This is a genomic window from Pseudohalioglobus sediminis, from assembly GCF_008370495.1.
Lineage (GTDB): Bacteria > Pseudomonadota > Gammaproteobacteria > Pseudomonadales > Halieaceae > Halioglobus.
In genome coordinates, this window is sequence record NZ_VTUX01000001.1 from 43,152 (window position 1) to 61,829 (window position 18,678).

The following is an 18,678-nucleotide window of genomic DNA, read 5'->3' on the forward strand; positions in this document are numbered from 1 at the left end:
CTGCAGGAGCGCCCGCGGGCGCTCCTGTGGTGAAAACCCGGGCTCAGCTTTCCAGTTCTTCCTTGAGCACGAACTTGAGCACCTTGCCAGCCGGGTTGCGTGGCAGTGCATCCACGATTTCAAGGCGCAGCGGTAGTTTGTACTTGGCCAGGTGGTCCTTGGCGAAGTCACGCAAGCCTTCCAGGTCGAGTGACTTGCCCTCGTTCAGCGCCACCACCGCGGTCACCGCCTCGCCCCATTTTTCATCAGGCATGCCGATGACGGCGACTTCGGCAATGGCTTCGTGCTTGTACAGCACGCCCTCGACCTCGGCCGGGTAGACGTTTTCCCCGCCGGAAATCACCATGTCCTTGAGGCGGTCACAGATAAACAGGAAGCCCTCTTCATCGAGGTAACCGATGTCGCCCGAGTGGAACCAGCCCTCACTGTCTATCGCCGCAGCTGTGGCGTCGGGACGATTCCAGTACCCCTTCATGATATTGGGACCGTACAGGCAGATTTCGCCTTTTTCTCCCGCCGGAAGCGGTTTGTTATCCGGGTCTACTATCCGCGTGTCGCTGTAAATGGGGGGCAGGCCTGCTGACCCCAGTTTGCTGATGGCAAACTCCGGTGTCAGGAAGGCGGAGAATGGCGCCGTCTCCGTGAGCCCATAGCCCTGGCAGAAGTCAACGCCGCGACTGCCGTAAAGCTCGATCAGCGACTCCGGAACCGGCGCGGCGCCGCAGATCAGTGTCTGGATAGAGCTGAGGTCCGTGTTTTCGAACTGCGGATGCTGTGACATGAACAGGAACATCGCCGGGGCGCCGAACATGTGCGTCACTTTGTACTTCTCGAAATTCTCCAGTACCAGCGCCGGGTCAAAATTGCGCAGCAGCACCAGTTTGGAACCGAGGTGGAAAGCATGCAGCGTCATCACGTTGAGGCCACCAATATGGAACAGTGGCGCCGCCGTCAGCACAACGTCATCGCGCGTACCACCGAAGGCCATGCTGGCGTTGATGTTGTTCCACAGCAGGTTGCCGTGGGTCAGCATCGCGCCCTTGGGGAGGCCGGTGGTACCCGAGGTATACATGATCACGGCGATATCGTGCTGGTCAACGGAAACCGGTCCCGCGATCGGCTCTGCGGCATCGCGTTCGCTGTCCAGGTGACGCCAGCCCTCAGCCTCGCTCTCGGAACTGAAGAAATGCTGGCAGCACAGCTTATCGCGTGCCGGCTCCAGCACCGGACGCAGCGCGTCGTCCACCACCAGGGTATGGATCCCGGCATCATTGATAATGAAGGTCAGTTCCTCGGCGGTGAGGCGGAAATTGAGGGGCACGAAGATGGCACCCAGGGTCTGCGCCGCGAACAGCGTTTCCAGCAACGCCGGGTGGTTGAAACCCAGGTAGCCCACGCGATCGCCCACACAGACGCCCTGTTCGCGCAATAACTGCGCCTGTCGCCTCACCCGGTCGGCAAACTCGGCGTAGCTTCGTTCCTGGCCTTCAAATACCAGCGCGGTGCGCTCGGGGTTGAGCGCAGCACGGCGCAACATGACGCCTGCGAAATTGGGTTCGATTCCGGGTCGATTCACGATCTTATCCTCTTATATCGGGTTTGTACTGGTGGTTCTACGACGGGGAAGTGAACCACGGATCATCGCGCTACTCAACCGCTGGCTGGCTGCCGCTCATCAACTGCGCAAATGGGGGATATTCGTCGGCACCCCTTAAGCTGCTGCAGAAAAACTGGTACCTTTGCGCCTCATTTTTTGGCCAGCTCACGGAACAACACCATGACCAGCAGTTTCTTCCCCCCGCAACGCACCCTGATGGGCCCCGGTCCGTCTGATGTCTCCCCGCGTGTGCTGGGGGCCCTGTCGCGGCCGACCATCGGCCATCTGGACCCGCTGTTCGTGCAACTGATGGACGAGATCAAGGTGCTGCTGCAGTACGCCTTCCAGACCGGGAATGCGCTGACGCTGCCGATTTCGGCGCCGGGCTCTGCCGGCATGGAGGCCTGTTTCGTCAACCTGGTGTCCCCGGGCGATACCGTTATCGTCTGCCAGAACGGTGTCTTTGGCGGGCGCATGCGCGAGAACGTTGAGCGCTGCGGGGCGACTGCCGTGATGGTCGAGGACAACTGGGGCGAGCCCGTCAGCGTCGACAAGGTCGCCGCGGCCTTTGCCGAGCACCCGCAGGCAAAGACCCTGGCATTTGTCCATGCAGAAACCTCAACCGGGGTACGCTCGGATGCGCAGGCGCTGTGTGCCCTCGCCCGCGAACATGGCGCGCTGTCGATTGTTGACGCCGTGACCTCCCTCGGCGGTATTCCCTTGAAGGTCGATGAATGGGGCGCGGACGCAGTCTACTCCGGCACACAGAAGTGCCTGTCCTGTGTCCCCGGCATATCACCGATCACCTTCAGCCCGCGGGCCGTGGAACGTATCCAGCAGCGCCAGCACAAGGTCCAGAGCTGGTTCCTCGATATGCAGTTGGTCATGGGGTACTGGGGTGGCGACAGCAAGCGCGCCTATCACCATACCGCACCTGTCAATGACCTGTACGCCCTGCACGAATCGCTGGTGATGCTGCAGGAAGAAGGCCTGGAGAACGCCTTTGCGCGCCACCTGCGCAATCACCAGGCGCTGGTAGCCGGGCTGGAAGCGATGGGCCTGTCGATGGCCGTCGCTGCCGCCCACCGCCTGCCACAGTTGAACGCGGTGAATATCCCGGCGGGGGTTGATGATGCAGCGGTGCGCAGCGCACTGCTTTCCGACTTTGACCTGGAGATTGGTGCCGGGCTCGGCGCGCTGGCAGGCAAGACCTGGCGCATCGGCCTGATGGGTTACGCCAGCAATGAGCGCAATGTGCTTTCCTGCCTGACCGCACTCGAGGCCGTGCTCGCACGCCAGGGTGCGGACATTCGCACCGGCGCCGCCCTGAATGCAGCGGCAGCCGTGTTCAACGCCGGGTGAGCATCTGCCACAGGGTGGCCGCGCTGTTCGCCTCTGCATCGCGATGGGTACGATAGCGGACGTGGTCACGGCGCCCCGCATCGGGCTGTAGCTCAATACTCCACAGCGGCGAGATATCGTTGGGCAGCAAGGAGTAGCGTATGTCCATGATGCGGTTGGTGTAGATCGGGTCCCTGGCGATGTAGCCGTTGCTGAACCAGCGGAAGCGCTCGATGTCCTGGGCCTGCTGTGAATTGCGGTCCAACCAGGGCAGGTCACGATCAATATCCAGTTTCGGTACCGAGTCACCCGGGAAAACCCGGGGCCACAGTGAGGCGCGCACGGCATCTACATGGAAGCGGTCATTCGTTTCATACACAACTTTCCACACCAGGATGTTGGCGAAACTGGGCTTGGCCTCCAGCCGCAGCGGCGCGTGGCCACGCTCCGCCGCCAGCGCACGGCCCATCTCCTCGGCCGCGTCGCGTTGCACCAGCCCCAACCCCATGTAACACACCGCCCACAGCAGCCCCAGGCGCGCGATCTGCGGGCGCTTTAGGCGCACTGCCAGCACCACTGCCAGCAGGAGAGGAAGGGTAAACAGCGGGTCGATTATCGAGATCGTATTCCAGGCGAAGCGTTGCTCGCTGAATGGCCACAGCAACATGGTGCCGTAGGTGGTGCAGGCGTCGAGCAGCGCATGGGTGGCATAACCGAGGGTACAGAACAGCCAAGTCTCCCGGAAACCGAGGCCACGCCGGCGCCCCAGCAATGCGTGCAGGACCAGTGCGCACAGCGCTCCACCGATCGGGATGAACACCAGCGCATGGGTGAACTGACGGTGGTACTCCAGAAACAGCAGCGGATCCTCACTGGAGCGGATCAGCACGTCCAGGTCCGCCGCCATACCGGCCAGGAAGCCGAGTAGCGCAGCGCTGCCGACCTGCTTGCTGGAACTCGCCGATTGCGGTAGAGCCGCACCCAGCGCACCTTGTGTTAACGGATCCATAGCCCTGCCCAGGAATAAAACACGAGTAAGTTACAGAAAACCCTTCCCTGCGGCCACCGTGTCTCAGTTATTATTTTTCATCGCCAGAAACCGAACGCGCAGCATTCGATGCGGTCGAACAGGCCAGACCAGAAGGAGACCAATACATGCAAAAACTCAAACCTCTTGCCGCCGCCAGTGCCCTGTTGGCGCTGACAGCCTGTACCACCAACCCCTACACCGGGGAACAACAGGCCAGCAAGGCGGCAACCTATGGCGCCGGTGCCGCCGCAGTCTGCGGCCTCGTGGGCGCCATTGACTCGGGCAAACATGCCCGCAATGCGGCCCTTGGCTGTGGCATCGTGGGTGCCGGCGTAGGTGCCTACATGGACGTACAGGAAGCCAAGCTGCGCGAGCAGTTGCAAGGAACCGGCGTACAGGTGGTCCGCGAAGGCGACAACATCCGCCTGATCATGCCCGGCCAGATCACCTTCCAGACCGACTCCTACAACTTGCGCAGTAATTTCTACCCGACGCTGAACTCTGTTGGCGAGGTGCTGGCGAAATATGCAGACACCACCCTGCGCGTCACCGGTCACACCGACAATACCGGCAGCCGCCAGTACAACCAGACGCTTTCCGAGCGTCGCGCTGCCAGCGTGGCCGATTACCTGGCCACGCGACAGGTAGCGCGCGAACGCATGCTGGTCCAGGGCATGGGCTTTGACCAGCCTATTGCCGACAACGGCACGGCTGAGGGTCGCGCCACCAACCGCAGGGTGGAACTCTACATCCTGCCCCGCGCAGGCTGAGCGGAGACGGAAACGCTAGGGGATGTCGAAGGAGTAGTACAGGTCCACAGAATTCTCCAACCTGCTGACCACTTCCAGCCACAGGCGGCTCTGCAGGTAGAGCCGCGCGGTCAGCACGTTGATGGGTTCGTAGAGGCCGATTCCGTAGGACAGGTAGATGCGATCGCCGATGTAGCCGCTGACGGTGGCGGCGGTGTCATCGGCCTCCCCCATCGCACCGAAGGCGACATTGTTCAGCAGTGGCAGGCGGTTCAAGCCGCTGACAATGCCGCTGCGATTGACCACGTCCGCGCCCAGGCTCAGCGCCAGCGCGGTACCGTCTGCAGCGGCCCCTGTATCCAGCCCGCGTCCGCGTACGAGATAGGACATGGCCTCGCTCTGGGACATTACCGGCTCCGAGTACACTTCCAGTGAGGGCTCTTCAAGACTGCCGATCAACCTGGCACCGACGGTCACACCTTCATCGCGAATTCGCCGCTCTGCAGCAACATTCAGCTCCGGGTTGGCCGGCGGCCCGGAAAATGCAACGGTGCCCCTGCGTATCTGCAAGTGCTGCCGATAGACAAACAACTCGCCGCCCTGCAGGTTCAGGTTGCCAAACAGCTGCAAAGACTGGCCCGGCTGCTGGCGCAGTTGCAGGTCACCGCCAAGCGTGGCCTTGAAACTGTCACCCTCGACACGGAAACCATCGCTCACGTGCAGCAGTATATCCGCGCGCACGTCGAACGGCTTGCTCTCGGCAATCACCTGGCCGCTGACATCCACCTGCACCACGTCACGCGAGACCGCCACACTGCCCTCGGGCAGGTTTTCGTAACGCAGCACGCCGCTGTGTACCGTGACATCGCCCGCCACATCCAGCAGTCCCTCTTCCGTCAACAACAGCGACAGCTCCTCCGATACCAGTAGCTCGGAGGCGGGTGGCAGCAATACCTCGTGCCGGGAACCGCTGATAGCCAGTTCGATGCTCAGCTGCGGACGTGACAGGATATTGCCACGCAGGTTCACTTCACCTCCGCCGAGCAGCCCGCTACCGCTGACCCGGCCGCTGTCGCCATCCAGCTCCAGCGCCAGGTTCAGGTCCGTCAGCTCCGTCGGGTTACCGACGACGACCAGTTTGCCGTCCGCGAGCCTGAGCGTGCCCCGGGGTCGCAGGTCATTCGGTGTACCCGCCAGCGCAACGGTGCCCGTGACAGCACCCTGCAGGGTGGACAGTTCCGTTACCCAGGGAGAGAACGTTGCCAGCTGCAATGCATCGAGCCTCAGCTCGCCGCCAACCTCACCTGCCAGTGTTGCCGGCAAGGTCGCGTCGACTGTGAGTACACGCCTGCCGTCGCGCACGACGTCGCCATCGACGATCAGCTCCTGACCTTGGCGAACCAGCGTAAGGTCTGCTGATTCCCAGGTGACGCTGGCACGCTCACCCATGCCGTAACGCCGAATGACGTTCAGCTTGCGCACGCCGGCGGCGGCATCGAGTCTGTTGATACTGCCCTGCTCCCACGCCAGTTCAAGACGTGACTGCAGGGCCCCGCGAACCTCCAGCCCTCGCGGCAGGAAACCGTTGAACGCGCGCACGTCACCGCGCAGGCGCAGATCGATGTCGCCGTCGGCACCAGCCTGCAGCTTTTGCGCACACAACTCGAATTCCGGATGCTGCCAGCAGTGCGCCGCCATGCTGAAAGCATTTTGCTGCTGTGACCAGGTAACAGGCACCTGCTCCCCGAGAGACCAACTGCCAGTTCGCGTCGCCAGTTCCGTCGGCAACAGCGCTCCCTGCCAAGCTCCTTGCTGCCAGCTGCCGCGTATGTCCAGTGCGCCGTTCAGGCGGCCACCGGTTTCCAGCCGCAGTCGATGGGCAGCCGGCGTACCCGCAAGGGACAGCGACACGTCATCGAACGCGTAACCGCCTCCCTCTATTTCCGGTGCCGAGAGTTCGAGGCTGCCCTCCCGGGTCGCACCTGCATAGACGGCCGCCAGTGTCAGCTCCGGCACCGCCATTCCGCCCAGGCTGATCTGGCGCGCGTTACCGCTAATCGACAACGTTTGTGCGCGCAGCCCCCCCTGCCCGCGCAATTCGATGCTGCCGCGAGCGCCAGCCAGCCAGCGCCCGAGATCATCCAGTTGCAGGCTCAGCTGCGCGTCACTGCCTGTCTCTACCGGAGCATCTACCAGCAACTGCGCGCCGTTGACGTTCGCCTGCAGACGGCCGGGCAACAAGCGTAAATCCGAGGTCAGGCCGGCCGCGCCGGAAACCGTCGCCGGCAGCCCGTTGAGTTCGCCGCGAATATCCACCGCCGGCAACTCAAGCTGCCAGCTGCCCTCCGCACCCTTCGCCTTTACTTCGAGCTCGCCCTGCAAGCGACCCGTCTGCGACGTGATCAGCGGCGGTACCTGCATGCCATCGCTGGATACTTGCCCCCGCAGCGACCATGCATCGTCCAGCACCACCTCGCCACTTGCCAGCAGGGCGCTGTCGGTGGCGGTATCGCGTAGCCTGAGCTCACGGACAACCAGGCGTGGCGCCTGCCAGTCTGCCTGCGCCGTCGCGGATAGCGACTCATAACCCAGGCCACCGAGCTGTGTGGAAAGTGTTGCATCGTGCCGCGCGAGAGTGCCCTGTACCTCGGCGGCCAATGGAGACTGCAGCGTCAGCTCCGCCAGCGTGCCCTCCACCGCCAGGGCGTCTCCCAGCGTGGCACCTGCGGGCCAGGCCAGGGTGGCTGTGACCTGGTATGGCAGTGCCGGTGCGGTAACGTCCACGCTGCCGCTGCCGGTCACTGCGGGAACACCCGGGGAATCCAGCTCGAAAGACAGTTGGCCCAGGTCACCCTCCAGGGTGGCCTGGGCACTGCGCCCGCTGAGTTGCGGTGCCGCCAACTCGGGGGCAAACGCCACATCGGCCAGCAATTGCAGCGGCCACTGCTTCTCAAAGCGCAGCGATCCGCTGACCTGTAACTCACCAATATCCATGGCACTCAACGCCACATGCTGCAAGGTCAATAGCGTACCGCCCCAGTTCGCGACCAGCTCCAGGCTTTCCAGGGCCTGCGTGAAGCTGCCACTGCGCACCCGGGGTCGCTGCAGCAACAAGCGCCATACTTCCAGCTCCACGGGTATAAAAATATCCGTTGGCGCAAAGCCCTGGTAGCTATCGCCCGTGTCTGGTTGCGCCTGCAGTACCAGTTCCGGCTCTGCAACGCTCGCCTGTTCGACGCTAATCCGGCTGCCGGCGATGGTCACGCTGGCTTCCAGCGCACCCTGCTGCCAGTGTCCGCCAGGCCATTCGATGAGCGCACTCTGCAGGCGCAGGTTCGGGATTTCGTAACGATACGGTATGTCGATCATCTGCGGCGACGCCGGCTCTGCGTTTGCCTCTGTGGCGGCTACCTGTATAGACAGGGTCTCCGCTGCCAAAGCGTCGAGGCAGAAGGTACTGGCGAGAAAACAGCGGGGGTCAAGTCGCGATGCCACTTGCGTGAGTTTGAGCTGCACTGCGGCAGTCTCGATCTCCAGCTCTGCAAGCTGCAATTCACCAAACAGGGTACCGCCTGTGTATTCCGCGCGCACCACACCCGTGCGTTCCACCAGTTGCACCAGGATGCGGGTACCGCCAGCGGTGAATGGCAGTGCCAGGGCCACCGCAACCAGCAGCAGTAACCCCGCAAACAGGTAGGTGAAAACCTTCAAAATTCTGCCCCTATGGCGAAGTGCACGCGCCAGGACGGGTTGTCCTTGGTCACTGGATTGGCCACCTCCAGCCGGATAGCACCGACCTGGGTGACATAGTGCACACCGACGCCGGCGCCGACATTGAGTTCGAACTCGCCTTCGTCGAAAGCATCGCCGGCGTCCACGAATACGGCTGCGCGCCAGCTGTCATTGACAATGTACTGATATTCCACGCTGGTGGTCAGCAGGCGGTCGCCACCCACTACCAGGTTGACGTCTTCACCATCATCATTTTTTATCGTCACTTCGTTACCGATCGACTGGTAACTGTAACCACGCAGGGTCTGGCTGCCGCCGGCGAAAAAGTTGAGTGACGGCGCCAACTGGTCGCGATCGCGGTCACTGATAAGTGCCGCGCCAAGGTCTGCACCGAGCACCGCGCGATGTTTCAGGCCAAACGAACGGATGTATCCATAGTTGGCGGTCAGGCGCAGCAGATCCACATCAGACCCCAGGTCACTGTGCGCCCCTTCCAGGCGATACCACTGACTGAAGGCGTGACTGGGATTTACCAGCGGCCCCTCCCTCTGGCGGTGCGAAATCGAGAAACCGGGCAGCAGGTAATCGTTCTCACGGTCCAGCCCCTGGGCATCCCAGGCCTCGTTCAGGCCGCGCAGTGAGTAGCTCCTGACCCAGTCGCCGTTGCGTATTTCACGGCGCACGCCCAGTTCTCTCTGGTTGCTGTCGAGGTCGCCGAATTCGTTATTTTCCACGCGGGCGCGGAACTGCAGCACATCGTTAAGCGGGTGTGACATCGGAATTGTGTAGGTGAAGCGACCACTCGGATTCACGGATGAGTACTGCAGGCGCGTCTCCTGGCTGTGGCCGTGCCGATTCAGCTTGGGCGTGCGCCATGTCACCGATACGCGCTCCTCCGTGTCGGTACTGAAACCCACGCCAAGATCAAAGCTGTGGCGCTTTGCCGGAAACAGCTGGAGATTCATGGGCACAGCGCCATCGCTGGCCTGGTCCAGTTCAGGGCGCAGGATCACGGTGGCGAAATAGCCAGTGCGCTGCAGCTGCGCCTGGGTCTCGCTGATCTTGCGCTGCTCGTACGGCTGGCCTTCCGCCACCGTCAGCAGGGGCGCCAGCAGGTCTTCGCGGATGATGGTCTGGTCATATACCAGCTCACCAAACTGATAGCGCTGGCCACTGTCGTAATGCAGGATGACGTCAGCAGTTCCGCCGATGGTCTCCACCTCTACCCGGGCCTGAGTGAAGCGGCCGTCAAAATACCCGCGCTGCTGGGCCAGTGACGCCAGCCGGCGTCGCATGCGTTCGTACGTCCCGTGGTTGAGCGGGTCTCCGGCTTGCAACTCCGTGGACTGCACCAGTTTCTGCAGCGCCGCGTCATCGTGACCAGCGCCGTCTATGCGTATATCCACAGTACGCAGTCGTACCGGCTCACCCGGATCCACCTCAATGCGCAGCGCCCACGGCGAGGACCTGCGATCCAGGTCCATATCCACATCGGCGCGGTAGTAGCCAAGTGCCTCCAGGCCCAGTTGTACTTTTTCGCGGGCCGCGTGCAGGTAATTGGAACGCGCCTGCGGCGTGATCGGTTCGTCGCCGAGCCAGGCCATGACATTGTCGCGCAGTTCGCCGTCGATGCCGGTTATTTCTACCGACAGTATCTGCGCCCAGGCGAAGGGCGTACACAGCAGCGGCAACAGTGCCAGCGCCCTGAACAAACGGATTTTCAAATCTGCTGGGCACCACCCCAGTAGTTGTAGCCGGCAAAACGCGGTGTGCCCGGCAGGTACCCCTCCTCAAGCTCGGCAATGGCGAAACCGCCCTGCTCCAGCAGCGCAGGGATCGGACGGTTTAGATGGCAGCCGCCGGCAATTTTGCCCCACAGCGGATCGAGCCGGTCCTGCCACTTGACTACCCCCGGGTCGGGAGCTTGCCCGTGTTCAGCGAACAGTAGCCGCCCCCCTGGCTTGAGTACGCGACGCATACCCTCCAGCGCAGCTATCGGGTCGGGAATGGTGCAGAGGGAAAACGTCACCAGCACGGTATCCACCGAATTGGCGTCCAGGGGAATCTCTTCTCCCGGTAGTCCTATGAACTCGACGTCGAAATCGAGGTGGGCGGCGCGCTCGCCAGCCAGCTCCCAGGACGCCTCCGATGGATCAAGTCCTATCAGGCGTTCCACGTTTTCGCTGCGGTAATAAGGCAGGTTGAGCCCGGTGCCAATGCCGATCTCCAGGATGGTGCCGCTGGCCAGGGGAACAACCTTCTCGCGCTGTTTCATCATTGGCTTGGTACTGCAGGCGCAGTTGATGAAGCGGGGTAACACATACTTCTCGTAAAAACCCATGTCTGGCTCCACTGGCTAAACGGCTGATTATAATGCGTTCAAGGGGGCAAAAATACGTTAAAGTGAGCTGCCCGGCGTCAAGGATCTGACCACAGGATGTTCAACCAGTTCGAAGCCAGTACTCCTCTGGACAAAGCCTCATTCGAGGCGCGTGCACTGACCCTGCGCCAGCAGCTGCTGCAGTCACAATTCACCGTGGAAGACACCCGCGACCCGGTGATCATCGTTGTGGCCGGTCTGGATGGCGCCGGCAAAGGGGTGCTGGTGCACCGACTCAACGAATGGATGGACCCGCGCGGCATCGAGACCAATACCTTCTGGGAGCACTCCGATGAGGAGGAATCACGCCCCTACTTCTGGCGCTACTGGAACAAACTGCCGGCTCGCGGGCACATCGGCATTTTTCTCGGCTCCTGGTATACGCACCCCACACAGGCACTGGTGGAGGGAAAGATCGGCACAGCGGAGTTCAAGCAGGCCTGCGAACGCATCAGCATATTCGAGCGCCAGCTGGCGGATGACGGCGCCATTATCATCAAGCTATGGCTTCACGTTTCGGAAGAGACCCAACGTCGCCAGCTGGAAGAAAAGGCGCCACGCCGACAGCAAAACCCGCGCGTGACCGACCATCCCTATGAACTCACCGGCAAGTACCAGCGCGCACTGGACGTGTCGGAGCAGCTGATTCGCAATACCCAGACCCTGCAGAACCCCTGGCATATCATTGACGCCGAAGATCGTCACTACCGCGAAATCAAGGCCGGGGAGATAATCCTGGACAGCATTACGCGCCGCCTGGAGCAGCCAGAGGTACCTCCCCAGCCACCCGCACTGCCGCCGCCCGGTGATTTCCTGGCCGAGGTAAACCTGGAAAAAGCGCTGTCGAAACGGGACTACAAGCGCAAGCTACGCAAGTACCAGGCGAAGCTGCAGGACCTGGCCTGGGAGGCGTATCGACAGAAACGCTCACTGGTTGCGGTGTTTGAAGGCTGGGACGGTGCCGGCAAGGGCTCGGCCATTCGCCGCGTGACCGGCGCGATCGACCCGCGGCTGTACAAACTGGTGCCCATCGCTGCGCCCAGTGACGAAGAGCTGTCGCATCATTACCTCTGGCGCTTCTGGCGACAACTGCAACGGGATGGGCGCTCCACCCTGTTCGATCGGTCCTGGTACGGCAGGGTGATGGTGGAGCGGGTGGAAGGCCTGGCAGCGCAACACGAATGGCAGCGCGCCTACGCCGAGATCAATGAAATGGAGGGCGAACTGGCCGCGCACGGCTGCGTGCTCGCCAAATTCTTTATTCATATCGACCAGGACGAGCAGTTGGCCCGGTTCCAGGCCAGGGAACGCGAGCCCCACAAGCAACACAAGATCACCGCGGAAGACTGGCGCAACCGCGAAAAGTGGCCGCAATATGAGCGAGCGGTAAACCAGATGGTCGAACACACCAGCACCCGCCACGCGCCATGGACCCTGGTCGCCGGAAACGACAAGTACTATGCGCGCGTGAAAATCATCAAGACGCTGTGCAAGGCGCTGGAGCGGGCACTGTACTGACCCGCTGTGGCAGCCCTGTGAGCGCGGCTCAGGGAATCTCTTTCAGTTCCCGCATGTGGAAAACACCGAACAGGAACACGTTCAGCATATGCCCGGCCATGGAGCCCCCGGCCTGGCGGCAACGGCTATAAAAAACCGCCATTTCCACCAGGTGCGCCACCGCCAGCAAGGCCAGGAATGACCACGCCCAGGTTGCCGCAGCGGTACCGCTGTAGACCACGCCTATGCCCGCGATAATGATATAGCCAACCAGCAGTGCAATTTTTATCGGAGACACGGCTCCCCCCTTTTTCCAGTTGTTGTTATTGGTAAGCTTCTGCATCCAGGCGGTGCATTTCCGCCTCGATCCAGCGTTCGATCTCATCCATCAGTTCACCCTGCTCGCGTCCGTCCGCGTATACCGGCTCGCCAATCGAAACGTCGATGGTCCCCGGTATAAACGAAAACGAGCGCCGCGGCCAGCACCGGCCCGAGGTCACTGCGATCGGAATAATGTAGGCGCCAGTGGTGATCGCCAGGCGGCTGGCACCGGTTTTGTAATCCCCCTTACTGCCACGTTCTGTGCGCGTGCCCTCGGGGAACATGATGATCCACTTGCCCTCATCCATCAGCTGCTGACCCAGTTCCGCCACCTTGTTCCATGCCTCGGAGCGCTTGCTCCTGTCGATATGAACCATGCGCAGACGGGCCATAGCCCAGCCGAAAACCGGGATACGCAGCAACTCCTGCTTGAATACGTAGGACAGTGGATGCGAAGTCATGCTGGGGAAGAAAAAGGTCTCCCAGGTGGACTGGTGCTTGGGGCACAGGATCACGCGGCGCATATCCTGCTGCGCCGGCAGGTTGTCCTCTCCGTGCACCCGGTACTTGACCCCGCCCACCAGCCGCGCCGCACCGATCACACCCTTCAGCCAGGGCACGGCAAACCACCACCACAGCTTCTTGTCGTCCAGGAACAGTGAGCACAGCAGCAGCCCCAAGCCCATAGGGATCAGGGACAACACGATCCAGGTAAAGACCAGCAGCGAGCGAATGGCATTCATCAGTGACTTCCGGAAATAACCAGCCGTGCATTAAACCAGAGCGACGCGTTGCTGAAAACCAAACAATTGCTTACCCAGCAGCTGGTCGCGCGGTTACCATATCCCGGAAGACAGTGAAGGAGGTCTCATGAGGCAGGGATTGAATGATCTTGGCAACGGTGTGTGGGCGTGGCTCGCACACAGCAACAGCTGGGGCTGGAGCAATGCCGGCCTCATCGTCGACGGCGAGGAATCACTGCTGGTGGATACGCTCTATGACCTGCAGCTAACCGGTGACATGCTCAGCCACATGCGCGATGCGGAGCCGCGTGCCCGGCATATTGAGACCGTGGTCAACACCCACGCCAATGGCGATCACTGCCACGGTAACGAGTTGGTGAGCGATGCTGAAATTATCGCCTCGGCTGCGTCCGCCCTGGAAATGAGCGAACTGCCGCCGGAAACCATGGCAGCGCTGATCGCCTCGGCCGGGGAGATGGGCGAGCTGGGTCGCTATTTCACTGACTGCTTTGGCCAGTTTCGCTTCGACGGCATTGCCCTGACCCCGCCCACGCGCACATTCAACGGGCAGCTCGACCTGCAGGTGGGCGACAAGCCCGTGCACTTGCTGGAGGTGGGCCCGGCACACACGCGCGGCGACGTACTGGTGTACTCGCCTGTGGATCGCACGGTGTTTACCGGCGATATCCTGTTCATCGAAGGCACCCCCATCATGTGGCAGGGCCCGGTCGGCAACTGGATCAAGGCCTGCCGCCTGATCGAGGACATGGATGTAGACCACATCGTGCCGGGGCACGGGCCACTGACCGACAAACGCGGTGTCAGGCAGGTACGCGCCTACCTTGAGTACATCAGGGACGAGGCAAGGCAACGCTATGATGCCGGGCTCAGCGCCTTCGACGCCGCCCGGGATATCGACCTGCGCGACTTCGATGCCTGGTCGGACCCGGAGCGCATTGCTGTGAACGTGGACAGCCTGTACCGGGAGTTCTCCGCCACGGAGTCGGTCACCGATATCTTCGAGCTGTTTTCACGCATGGCCAGCCTGGCGGGTTATGACACGGCGAACTAGGCACCTGAGCGGCCGGCGCTGTTTATTGGCCATCGCCTGTTGCCTGCTGGCGATGGCGACGGCCCGCGCCGAGCACGTGCTCTACGACGCCGACGGGCGCCGCCTGGAAGTGAGCGTGAGCCCGCGTTTTCCCGTTGATTCGCGCCAGCAAATCACCCACTGGGCGGAACAGCTTGCCCACAGCCTGACCCTGGTATACGGCCACTGGCCACGCCAGCGCTGGGCGATAGAGGTGGAAACCGCGTCCGGTAGCGCCGACGACCCCATCCCCTGGGCGCAGGTGAGCCGAGGCGACACCGACCGGGTGAGCTTTTACGTGGTGACCAATACCCACACCGACGCCCTGGCGCGGGAGTGGACCGGTTACCACGAGGTATCCCATCTCCTGCTCCCCTATCGCGGCTGGGGTGATACCTGGTTCAGCGAGGGCCTGGCCAGCTACTACCAGAACCTGATCCAGGCCAGGGCGGGGCTGATTACGGAACAGGACATGTGGCAACGCCTGCACGCCGGCTTTGTACGCGGTCGCGACGACACCCGCTTCGATGGCCTGAGCCTGATCTCGGTAAACCGCCAGATGCGTCGCAATGGCGGCTACATGCGCGTCTACTGGAGCGGCGCCTGGTACTTCCTCGCCGCAGACCTGCGACTGCGCCAGCGCAGTGGCGGCAGCTATGGCCTCGACAACGCGCTGCGGGACCTGAATGACTGCTGCGGTGAAGACGCACTCTCGGTGCCGGAGATCATTCATCAGCTCGACGCCGCCAGCAAACAAAGCGTTTTCAGCGAACTCTACACACAGCTGCGCAACGCCACGCAGATGCCGGACCACGTGCCGCTATTCGCCGAATTGGGCATCACTATCGCCGGAGACGATGTCGTTCTCAGTGACTCAGGCGCTGCGGCACAGCGCCGGCGCCAGTTCCTGCAATCAACGGCGCTTTAATTCTCTGTGCCGACAGTTATACTTGAGCGTTGTTCGACTGACTGCCACCAGGCAGGCAAACACGGGGCGCAGTGAAAAAAACCGTTACCAAAGCCGACATCAGGGCCGAGCTTGAACGCGAGACAGCGCGTTTTCTCAAGCGCGGCGGTCGCGTGGAAAACGTACCCACTGGCACCAGCGGCAAGGACCCTACAGATCCGCCCCTGTTTCTCAATCGGCGCCTGTTCCTGGAGCCCAAAACCGAACGCACGCTGGTACCCGACGTGGTCGCTGCGATCGAGGCGCGTCGCCTGGAGAAACTCAAGCGACGTCCCGTACAAAAACGCAAACGCCTGCCAAAGCCACGACGCAAGGTGATCTATGACGACTTCGGGGAACCTGTGCGCCAGGTTTGGGTCGACGACTAACACTCACCTGCCGGCGTCAGCCGCCGGCCATACTGCATGTCACCTACTGCCAGCGTCTCGCGTTGCCGGAGTGCGCACGGCTGCGAGCTGAACCCTGTTGAGCAAGCATAAAAAAAGGGGCCGCAAGGCCCCTTTGGATTAACCGTCCAGGCTTCAGGAGAAGCGGCGGCGAATACCGGTGAGCAGGCCGCCCAGTGCCAGGAAGGCACCACCGACTGCGCCAACCAGGAACAGCGGTGAAGCTGTAGCGGGCATTTCCACGACTTCTTCCTCAATCACAACGATATCAGCCTCATCCAGACCGTCTGTATCGTGTACCGCCAGTGCGAAGCGGTCCTGGGGAATGTAGACGTTCAGCTGCTGACCGCGCATCAGGTCGCTGGCACGATAGTTACGGCCACCGATTTCTGCACGCCAGCTGCTGGGCAGCTGCACGCTGCGGCTGTCACCCATGGTGCCGTCGGTGTGCAGGGGACGGAACGTCATGCGATTACCACGCACACGTACCACCTCTACAGTTGCCTGGGCATAGAGCTCGCCGTTCCTTTCATAGACGCTGCGGCAGGATGCTGCGATATCAGGATTGGCGGCCAGTACCTCTGCTGACCAGTTCAGGTCGGCACAGGTGACGTCAGTAACTTCCGCTTTTTCCTGCGCCATCAGCGAACCCGCCGACAGTGACAGAGCCATACCTACTGCTAGTGCGATCTTCTTTTGCATGTCAAATCCTCCTTAGTTTTGATTGACATAGGTTGTGTCGAGTGACGCAGTGACGATAAATCGCTGGGGCGCATGCCCGACAAAGTAAAACGGGTAACAGGTCACCAGCGTGACAGTCTGCTCACGGGTGTCCTTGAGTAAATGGGTATCGGTCTTGTCCACCACGGTGGTGGCATCGATGGTAAAACGTTTTTCCCCTTCCAGGGTCTGCAACACTATCTGGTCGCCGACCTTCACATCCTTAAGCACCCGGAAATAGCCATCGCGGTGACCGGAAATGCCGATGTTGCCGCCCTCGTGCGGGTAGGCCATGCCGTCTATCACCCCTGCGGCCCTGTCCATCACCAGCTCCGAAGCGGTCTGGTAAACCGGCACCTTGAGCTCGACGGCGGGGACTTCCAGCACACCCAGTACGGGCGGAAGTTTTGCGCTGAGGCTTTTCTGGTAGTCGGCGATGCGGCCGGGGGCCCACAGTGAGGTATCCGGCTCTTCATCGACACTGAAACCCGGGGTGGCGCTGGATGCCGGCGCCGGACCTTCACCTGCGGCGGTAACGGGAGCCTGCTCGGGTGACGATGCACCTTCCACCGCCGGCATCTCCACGGCGGCCGAGGCCAGCTGCATCTGCTGTTCAAATACTGCTATGGTACTGCGCCGCTCGACTTCTCCCTGCGCCAATTGCACGGCAAAGAAGCCGGTGAAGACAACACCTGCTGCATAGCACAGCAATTCACCTGCGCGGACACTTATTGAGCGAATCGACAACGACATAGGACTGTCGTGTTTCCCCTTATTATTTGCCACTTCCACGGTGCACCGGGAAGCTCACTGCCCCTATTCTAGCCCTTTCCAGCAAAAGTGCTAGTTCAGTTTTGCGCCGACGACACGCACATCACGACGGAATTCATACTATCCTCTCACCTGCAGCACGCGATTACCACCAACTGAGAAAAAACAAACGGAGCATATTGCCAATGAGCACAGAGATTCGCCCTTTCACTGTCGAAATCGATAGCGAGCAACTGCAGGACCTGCGGCAACGTCTGGCCGGCACGCGCTGGCCCGAAGCAGAAACCTGCGACGGCTGGGACCAGGGCGTGCCGCTGGATTACGCCCGCGAACTCACCACCTACTGGCAGCAGGACTACGACTGGCGGCGTTGCGAGGCGATGTTGAACGCCTGGCCCAACTACACCACCACGCTCGAAGGACTGGATATACACTTCATACATCGCCGCAGTCCGCACGAACACGCGCTGCCGCTAATCATTTCTCACGGCTGGCCCGGCTCGGTCATCGAATTCCACAAGATCATCGATGCGCTGGCAGAACCCGAAAAGTATGGCGGCGATGCCGCAGACGCGTTTCACGTGGTCGCACCGTCCCTGCCCGGCTACGGCTTCTCGGGCAAGCCGGCACAGACCGGTATTTCAGTAGAGAAAATCGCCAGCCTGTGGGGCCAGCTCATGGCAAGGCTGGGCTACGATGCCTGGGTGGCCCAGGGCGGCGACTGGGGGTCGATGATCACCCAGTGCATCGCCATGAGCGAAACCGAACACTGCCTCGGCATCCACATCAACATGCCCATCGTGGCACCGGACCCGGACACCATGGACCAGTTGACGCCGATGGAGCAGGCGGCCCTTGAGGGCATGGCGTTCTACAACGAATGGGACTCCGGTTACTCCAAGCAGCAGTCCACACGCCCGCAGACGCTGGGCTATGGCCTGGCGGATTCGCCGGTGGGCCAGATGACGTGGATCGTGGAGAAATTCCATGCCTGGACCGACTGCGAAAAGGATGGCGTCAAGCACCCCGAAAACGCGCTGACCCGGGATGAAATGCTCGACAACGTCATGCTGTACTGGCTGAACAACTGCGCTGCCAGCTCGGCGCGACTGTACTGGGAAAGTTTCCGCACACCCAACCTGAACCCCATCGACATACCGGTAGGTTGCTCGGTGTTCCCTTGCGAGATCTTTCGCGCCAGCCGCCGCTGGGGGGAGCAACGCTACAGCCAGATCATTCACTGGAATGAACTTGAGCGCGGTGGTCACTTCGCCGCGTTCGAGCAACCGGAAGTGTTTATCAAGGAAGTGCGCGACTGCTTCAGGCAGCTGCGCTAGCGGCGGGCCAGTAGCGG

General features: G+C 61.7%; 16 protein-coding genes. 7 read left to right on the forward strand and 9 right to left on the reverse strand.

All coding sequences use genetic code 11. The features are described 5' to 3' along the window. Window positions 1–43 precede the first annotated feature (43 nt). On the reverse strand, window positions 44–1,576 hold the full coding sequence (locus F0M18_RS00205) for an acyl-CoA synthetase (RefSeq protein WP_223177875.1): 1,533 nt from the start codon (window positions 1,574–1,576) through the stop codon (window positions 44–46). 201 nt (window positions 1,577–1,777) lie between these two features. Between F0M18_RS00205 and F0M18_RS00210 the strand changes: the two genes are divergently transcribed. Further along, on the forward strand, window positions 1,778–2,959 hold the full coding sequence (locus tag F0M18_RS00210) for a pyridoxal-phosphate-dependent aminotransferase family protein (RefSeq protein ID WP_149609375.1): 1,182 nt from the start codon (window positions 1,778–1,780) through the stop codon (window positions 2,957–2,959). On the opposite strand, the gene F0M18_RS00215 is transcribed toward F0M18_RS00210, so the two are convergent. Then, window positions 2,946–3,947, reverse strand: coding sequence for a metal-dependent hydrolase (locus F0M18_RS00215; RefSeq protein ID WP_149609376.1), 1,002 nt, complete (start codon window positions 3,945–3,947; stop codon window positions 2,946–2,948). The two genes, F0M18_RS00210 and F0M18_RS00215, sit on opposite strands and share 14 nt — an antisense overlap. 146 nt (window positions 3,948–4,093) lie before the next feature. On the opposite strand from F0M18_RS00215, the gene F0M18_RS00220 reads away from it, so the two are divergent. Continuing rightward, the gene (locus F0M18_RS00220) at window positions 4,094–4,738 is read left to right on the forward strand and encodes an OmpA family protein (protein ID WP_149609377.1); all 645 of its coding nucleotides are present in this window, start codon (window positions 4,094–4,096) and stop codon (window positions 4,736–4,738) included. Window positions 4,739–4,753: 15 nt separating this feature from the next. Here F0M18_RS00220 and F0M18_RS00225 read toward each other — a convergent pair whose 3' ends face one another. Genes F0M18_RS00225 through F0M18_RS00235 form a run of 3 tightly spaced genes read right to left on the reverse strand, consistent with a single transcriptional unit; the run spans window position 4,754 to window position 10,790 of the window. After that, on the reverse strand, window positions 4,754–8,428 hold the full coding sequence (locus tag F0M18_RS00225; RefSeq protein WP_149609378.1) for a translocation/assembly module TamB domain-containing protein: 3,675 nt from the start codon (window positions 8,426–8,428) through the stop codon (window positions 4,754–4,756). Then, window positions 8,425–10,173, reverse strand: coding sequence for an autotransporter assembly complex protein TamA (locus F0M18_RS00230; RefSeq protein ID WP_149609379.1), 1,749 nt, complete (start codon window positions 10,171–10,173; stop codon window positions 8,425–8,427). The genes F0M18_RS00225 and F0M18_RS00230 overlap by 4 nt, the downstream gene beginning before the upstream one ends. Further along, on the reverse strand, window positions 10,170–10,790 hold the full coding sequence (locus F0M18_RS00235) for a class I SAM-dependent methyltransferase (protein WP_149609380.1): 621 nt from the start codon (window positions 10,788–10,790) through the stop codon (window positions 10,170–10,172). The genes F0M18_RS00230 and F0M18_RS00235 overlap by 4 nt, the downstream gene beginning before the upstream one ends. Window positions 10,791–10,886: 96 nt before the next feature. Here F0M18_RS00235 and pap point away from each other — a divergent pair, with 96 nt between their 5' ends. Then, the gene (pap, locus tag F0M18_RS00240; RefSeq protein WP_149609381.1) at window positions 10,887–12,347 is read left to right on the forward strand and encodes a polyphosphate:AMP phosphotransferase; all 1,461 of its coding nucleotides are present in this window, start codon (window positions 10,887–10,889) and stop codon (window positions 12,345–12,347) included. Between the two features lie 28 nt (window positions 12,348–12,375). On the opposite strand, the gene F0M18_RS00245 is transcribed toward pap, so the two are convergent. Further along, window positions 12,376–12,624, reverse strand: coding sequence for a hypothetical protein (locus F0M18_RS00245; RefSeq protein ID WP_149609382.1), 249 nt, complete (start codon window positions 12,622–12,624; stop codon window positions 12,376–12,378). 25 nt (window positions 12,625–12,649) lie between these two features. Then, on the reverse strand, window positions 12,650–13,390 hold the full coding sequence (locus tag F0M18_RS00250; RefSeq protein ID WP_149609383.1) for a lysophospholipid acyltransferase family protein: 741 nt from the start codon (window positions 13,388–13,390) through the stop codon (window positions 12,650–12,652). A gap of 127 nt (window positions 13,391–13,517) precedes the next feature. On the opposite strand from F0M18_RS00250, the gene F0M18_RS00255 reads away from it, so the two are divergent. The 3 genes from F0M18_RS00255 to F0M18_RS00265 all read left to right on the forward strand — a co-directional run bounded on the left by F0M18_RS00255 (window position 13,518) and on the right by F0M18_RS00265 (window position 15,815). Continuing rightward, the gene (locus F0M18_RS00255) at window positions 13,518–14,462 is read left to right on the forward strand and encodes an MBL fold metallo-hydrolase (RefSeq protein WP_149609384.1); all 945 of its coding nucleotides are present in this window, start codon (window positions 13,518–13,520) and stop codon (window positions 14,460–14,462) included. Between the two features lie 25 nt (window positions 14,463–14,487). Next, on the forward strand, window positions 14,488–15,408 hold the full coding sequence (locus F0M18_RS00260; protein WP_188109526.1) for a M61 family metallopeptidase: 921 nt from the start codon (window positions 14,488–14,490) through the stop codon (window positions 15,406–15,408). Window positions 15,409–15,479: 71 nt separating this feature from the next. Beyond that, on the forward strand, window positions 15,480–15,815 hold the full coding sequence (locus tag F0M18_RS00265; protein WP_149609386.1) for a hypothetical protein: 336 nt from the start codon (window positions 15,480–15,482) through the stop codon (window positions 15,813–15,815). A gap of 153 nt (window positions 15,816–15,968) precedes the next feature. Here the strand turns inward: F0M18_RS00265 and F0M18_RS00270 are convergent, their stop codons facing one another. Then, window positions 15,969–16,535, reverse strand: coding sequence for a hypothetical protein (locus tag F0M18_RS00270; protein WP_149609387.1), 567 nt, complete (start codon window positions 16,533–16,535; stop codon window positions 15,969–15,971). 12 nt (window positions 16,536–16,547) lie between these two features. After that, window positions 16,548–17,306 (reverse strand): class D sortase, encoded by a 759-nt coding sequence (locus F0M18_RS00275; protein WP_149609388.1) that lies wholly within the window; start codon window positions 17,304–17,306, stop codon window positions 16,548–16,550. 203 nt (window positions 17,307–17,509) lie between these two features. Here F0M18_RS00275 and F0M18_RS00280 point away from each other — a divergent pair, with 203 nt between their 5' ends. Further along, window positions 17,510–18,661, forward strand: coding sequence for an epoxide hydrolase family protein (locus tag F0M18_RS00280; protein ID WP_149609389.1), 1,152 nt, complete (start codon window positions 17,510–17,512; stop codon window positions 18,659–18,661). Window positions 18,662–18,678 lie beyond the last annotated feature (17 nt).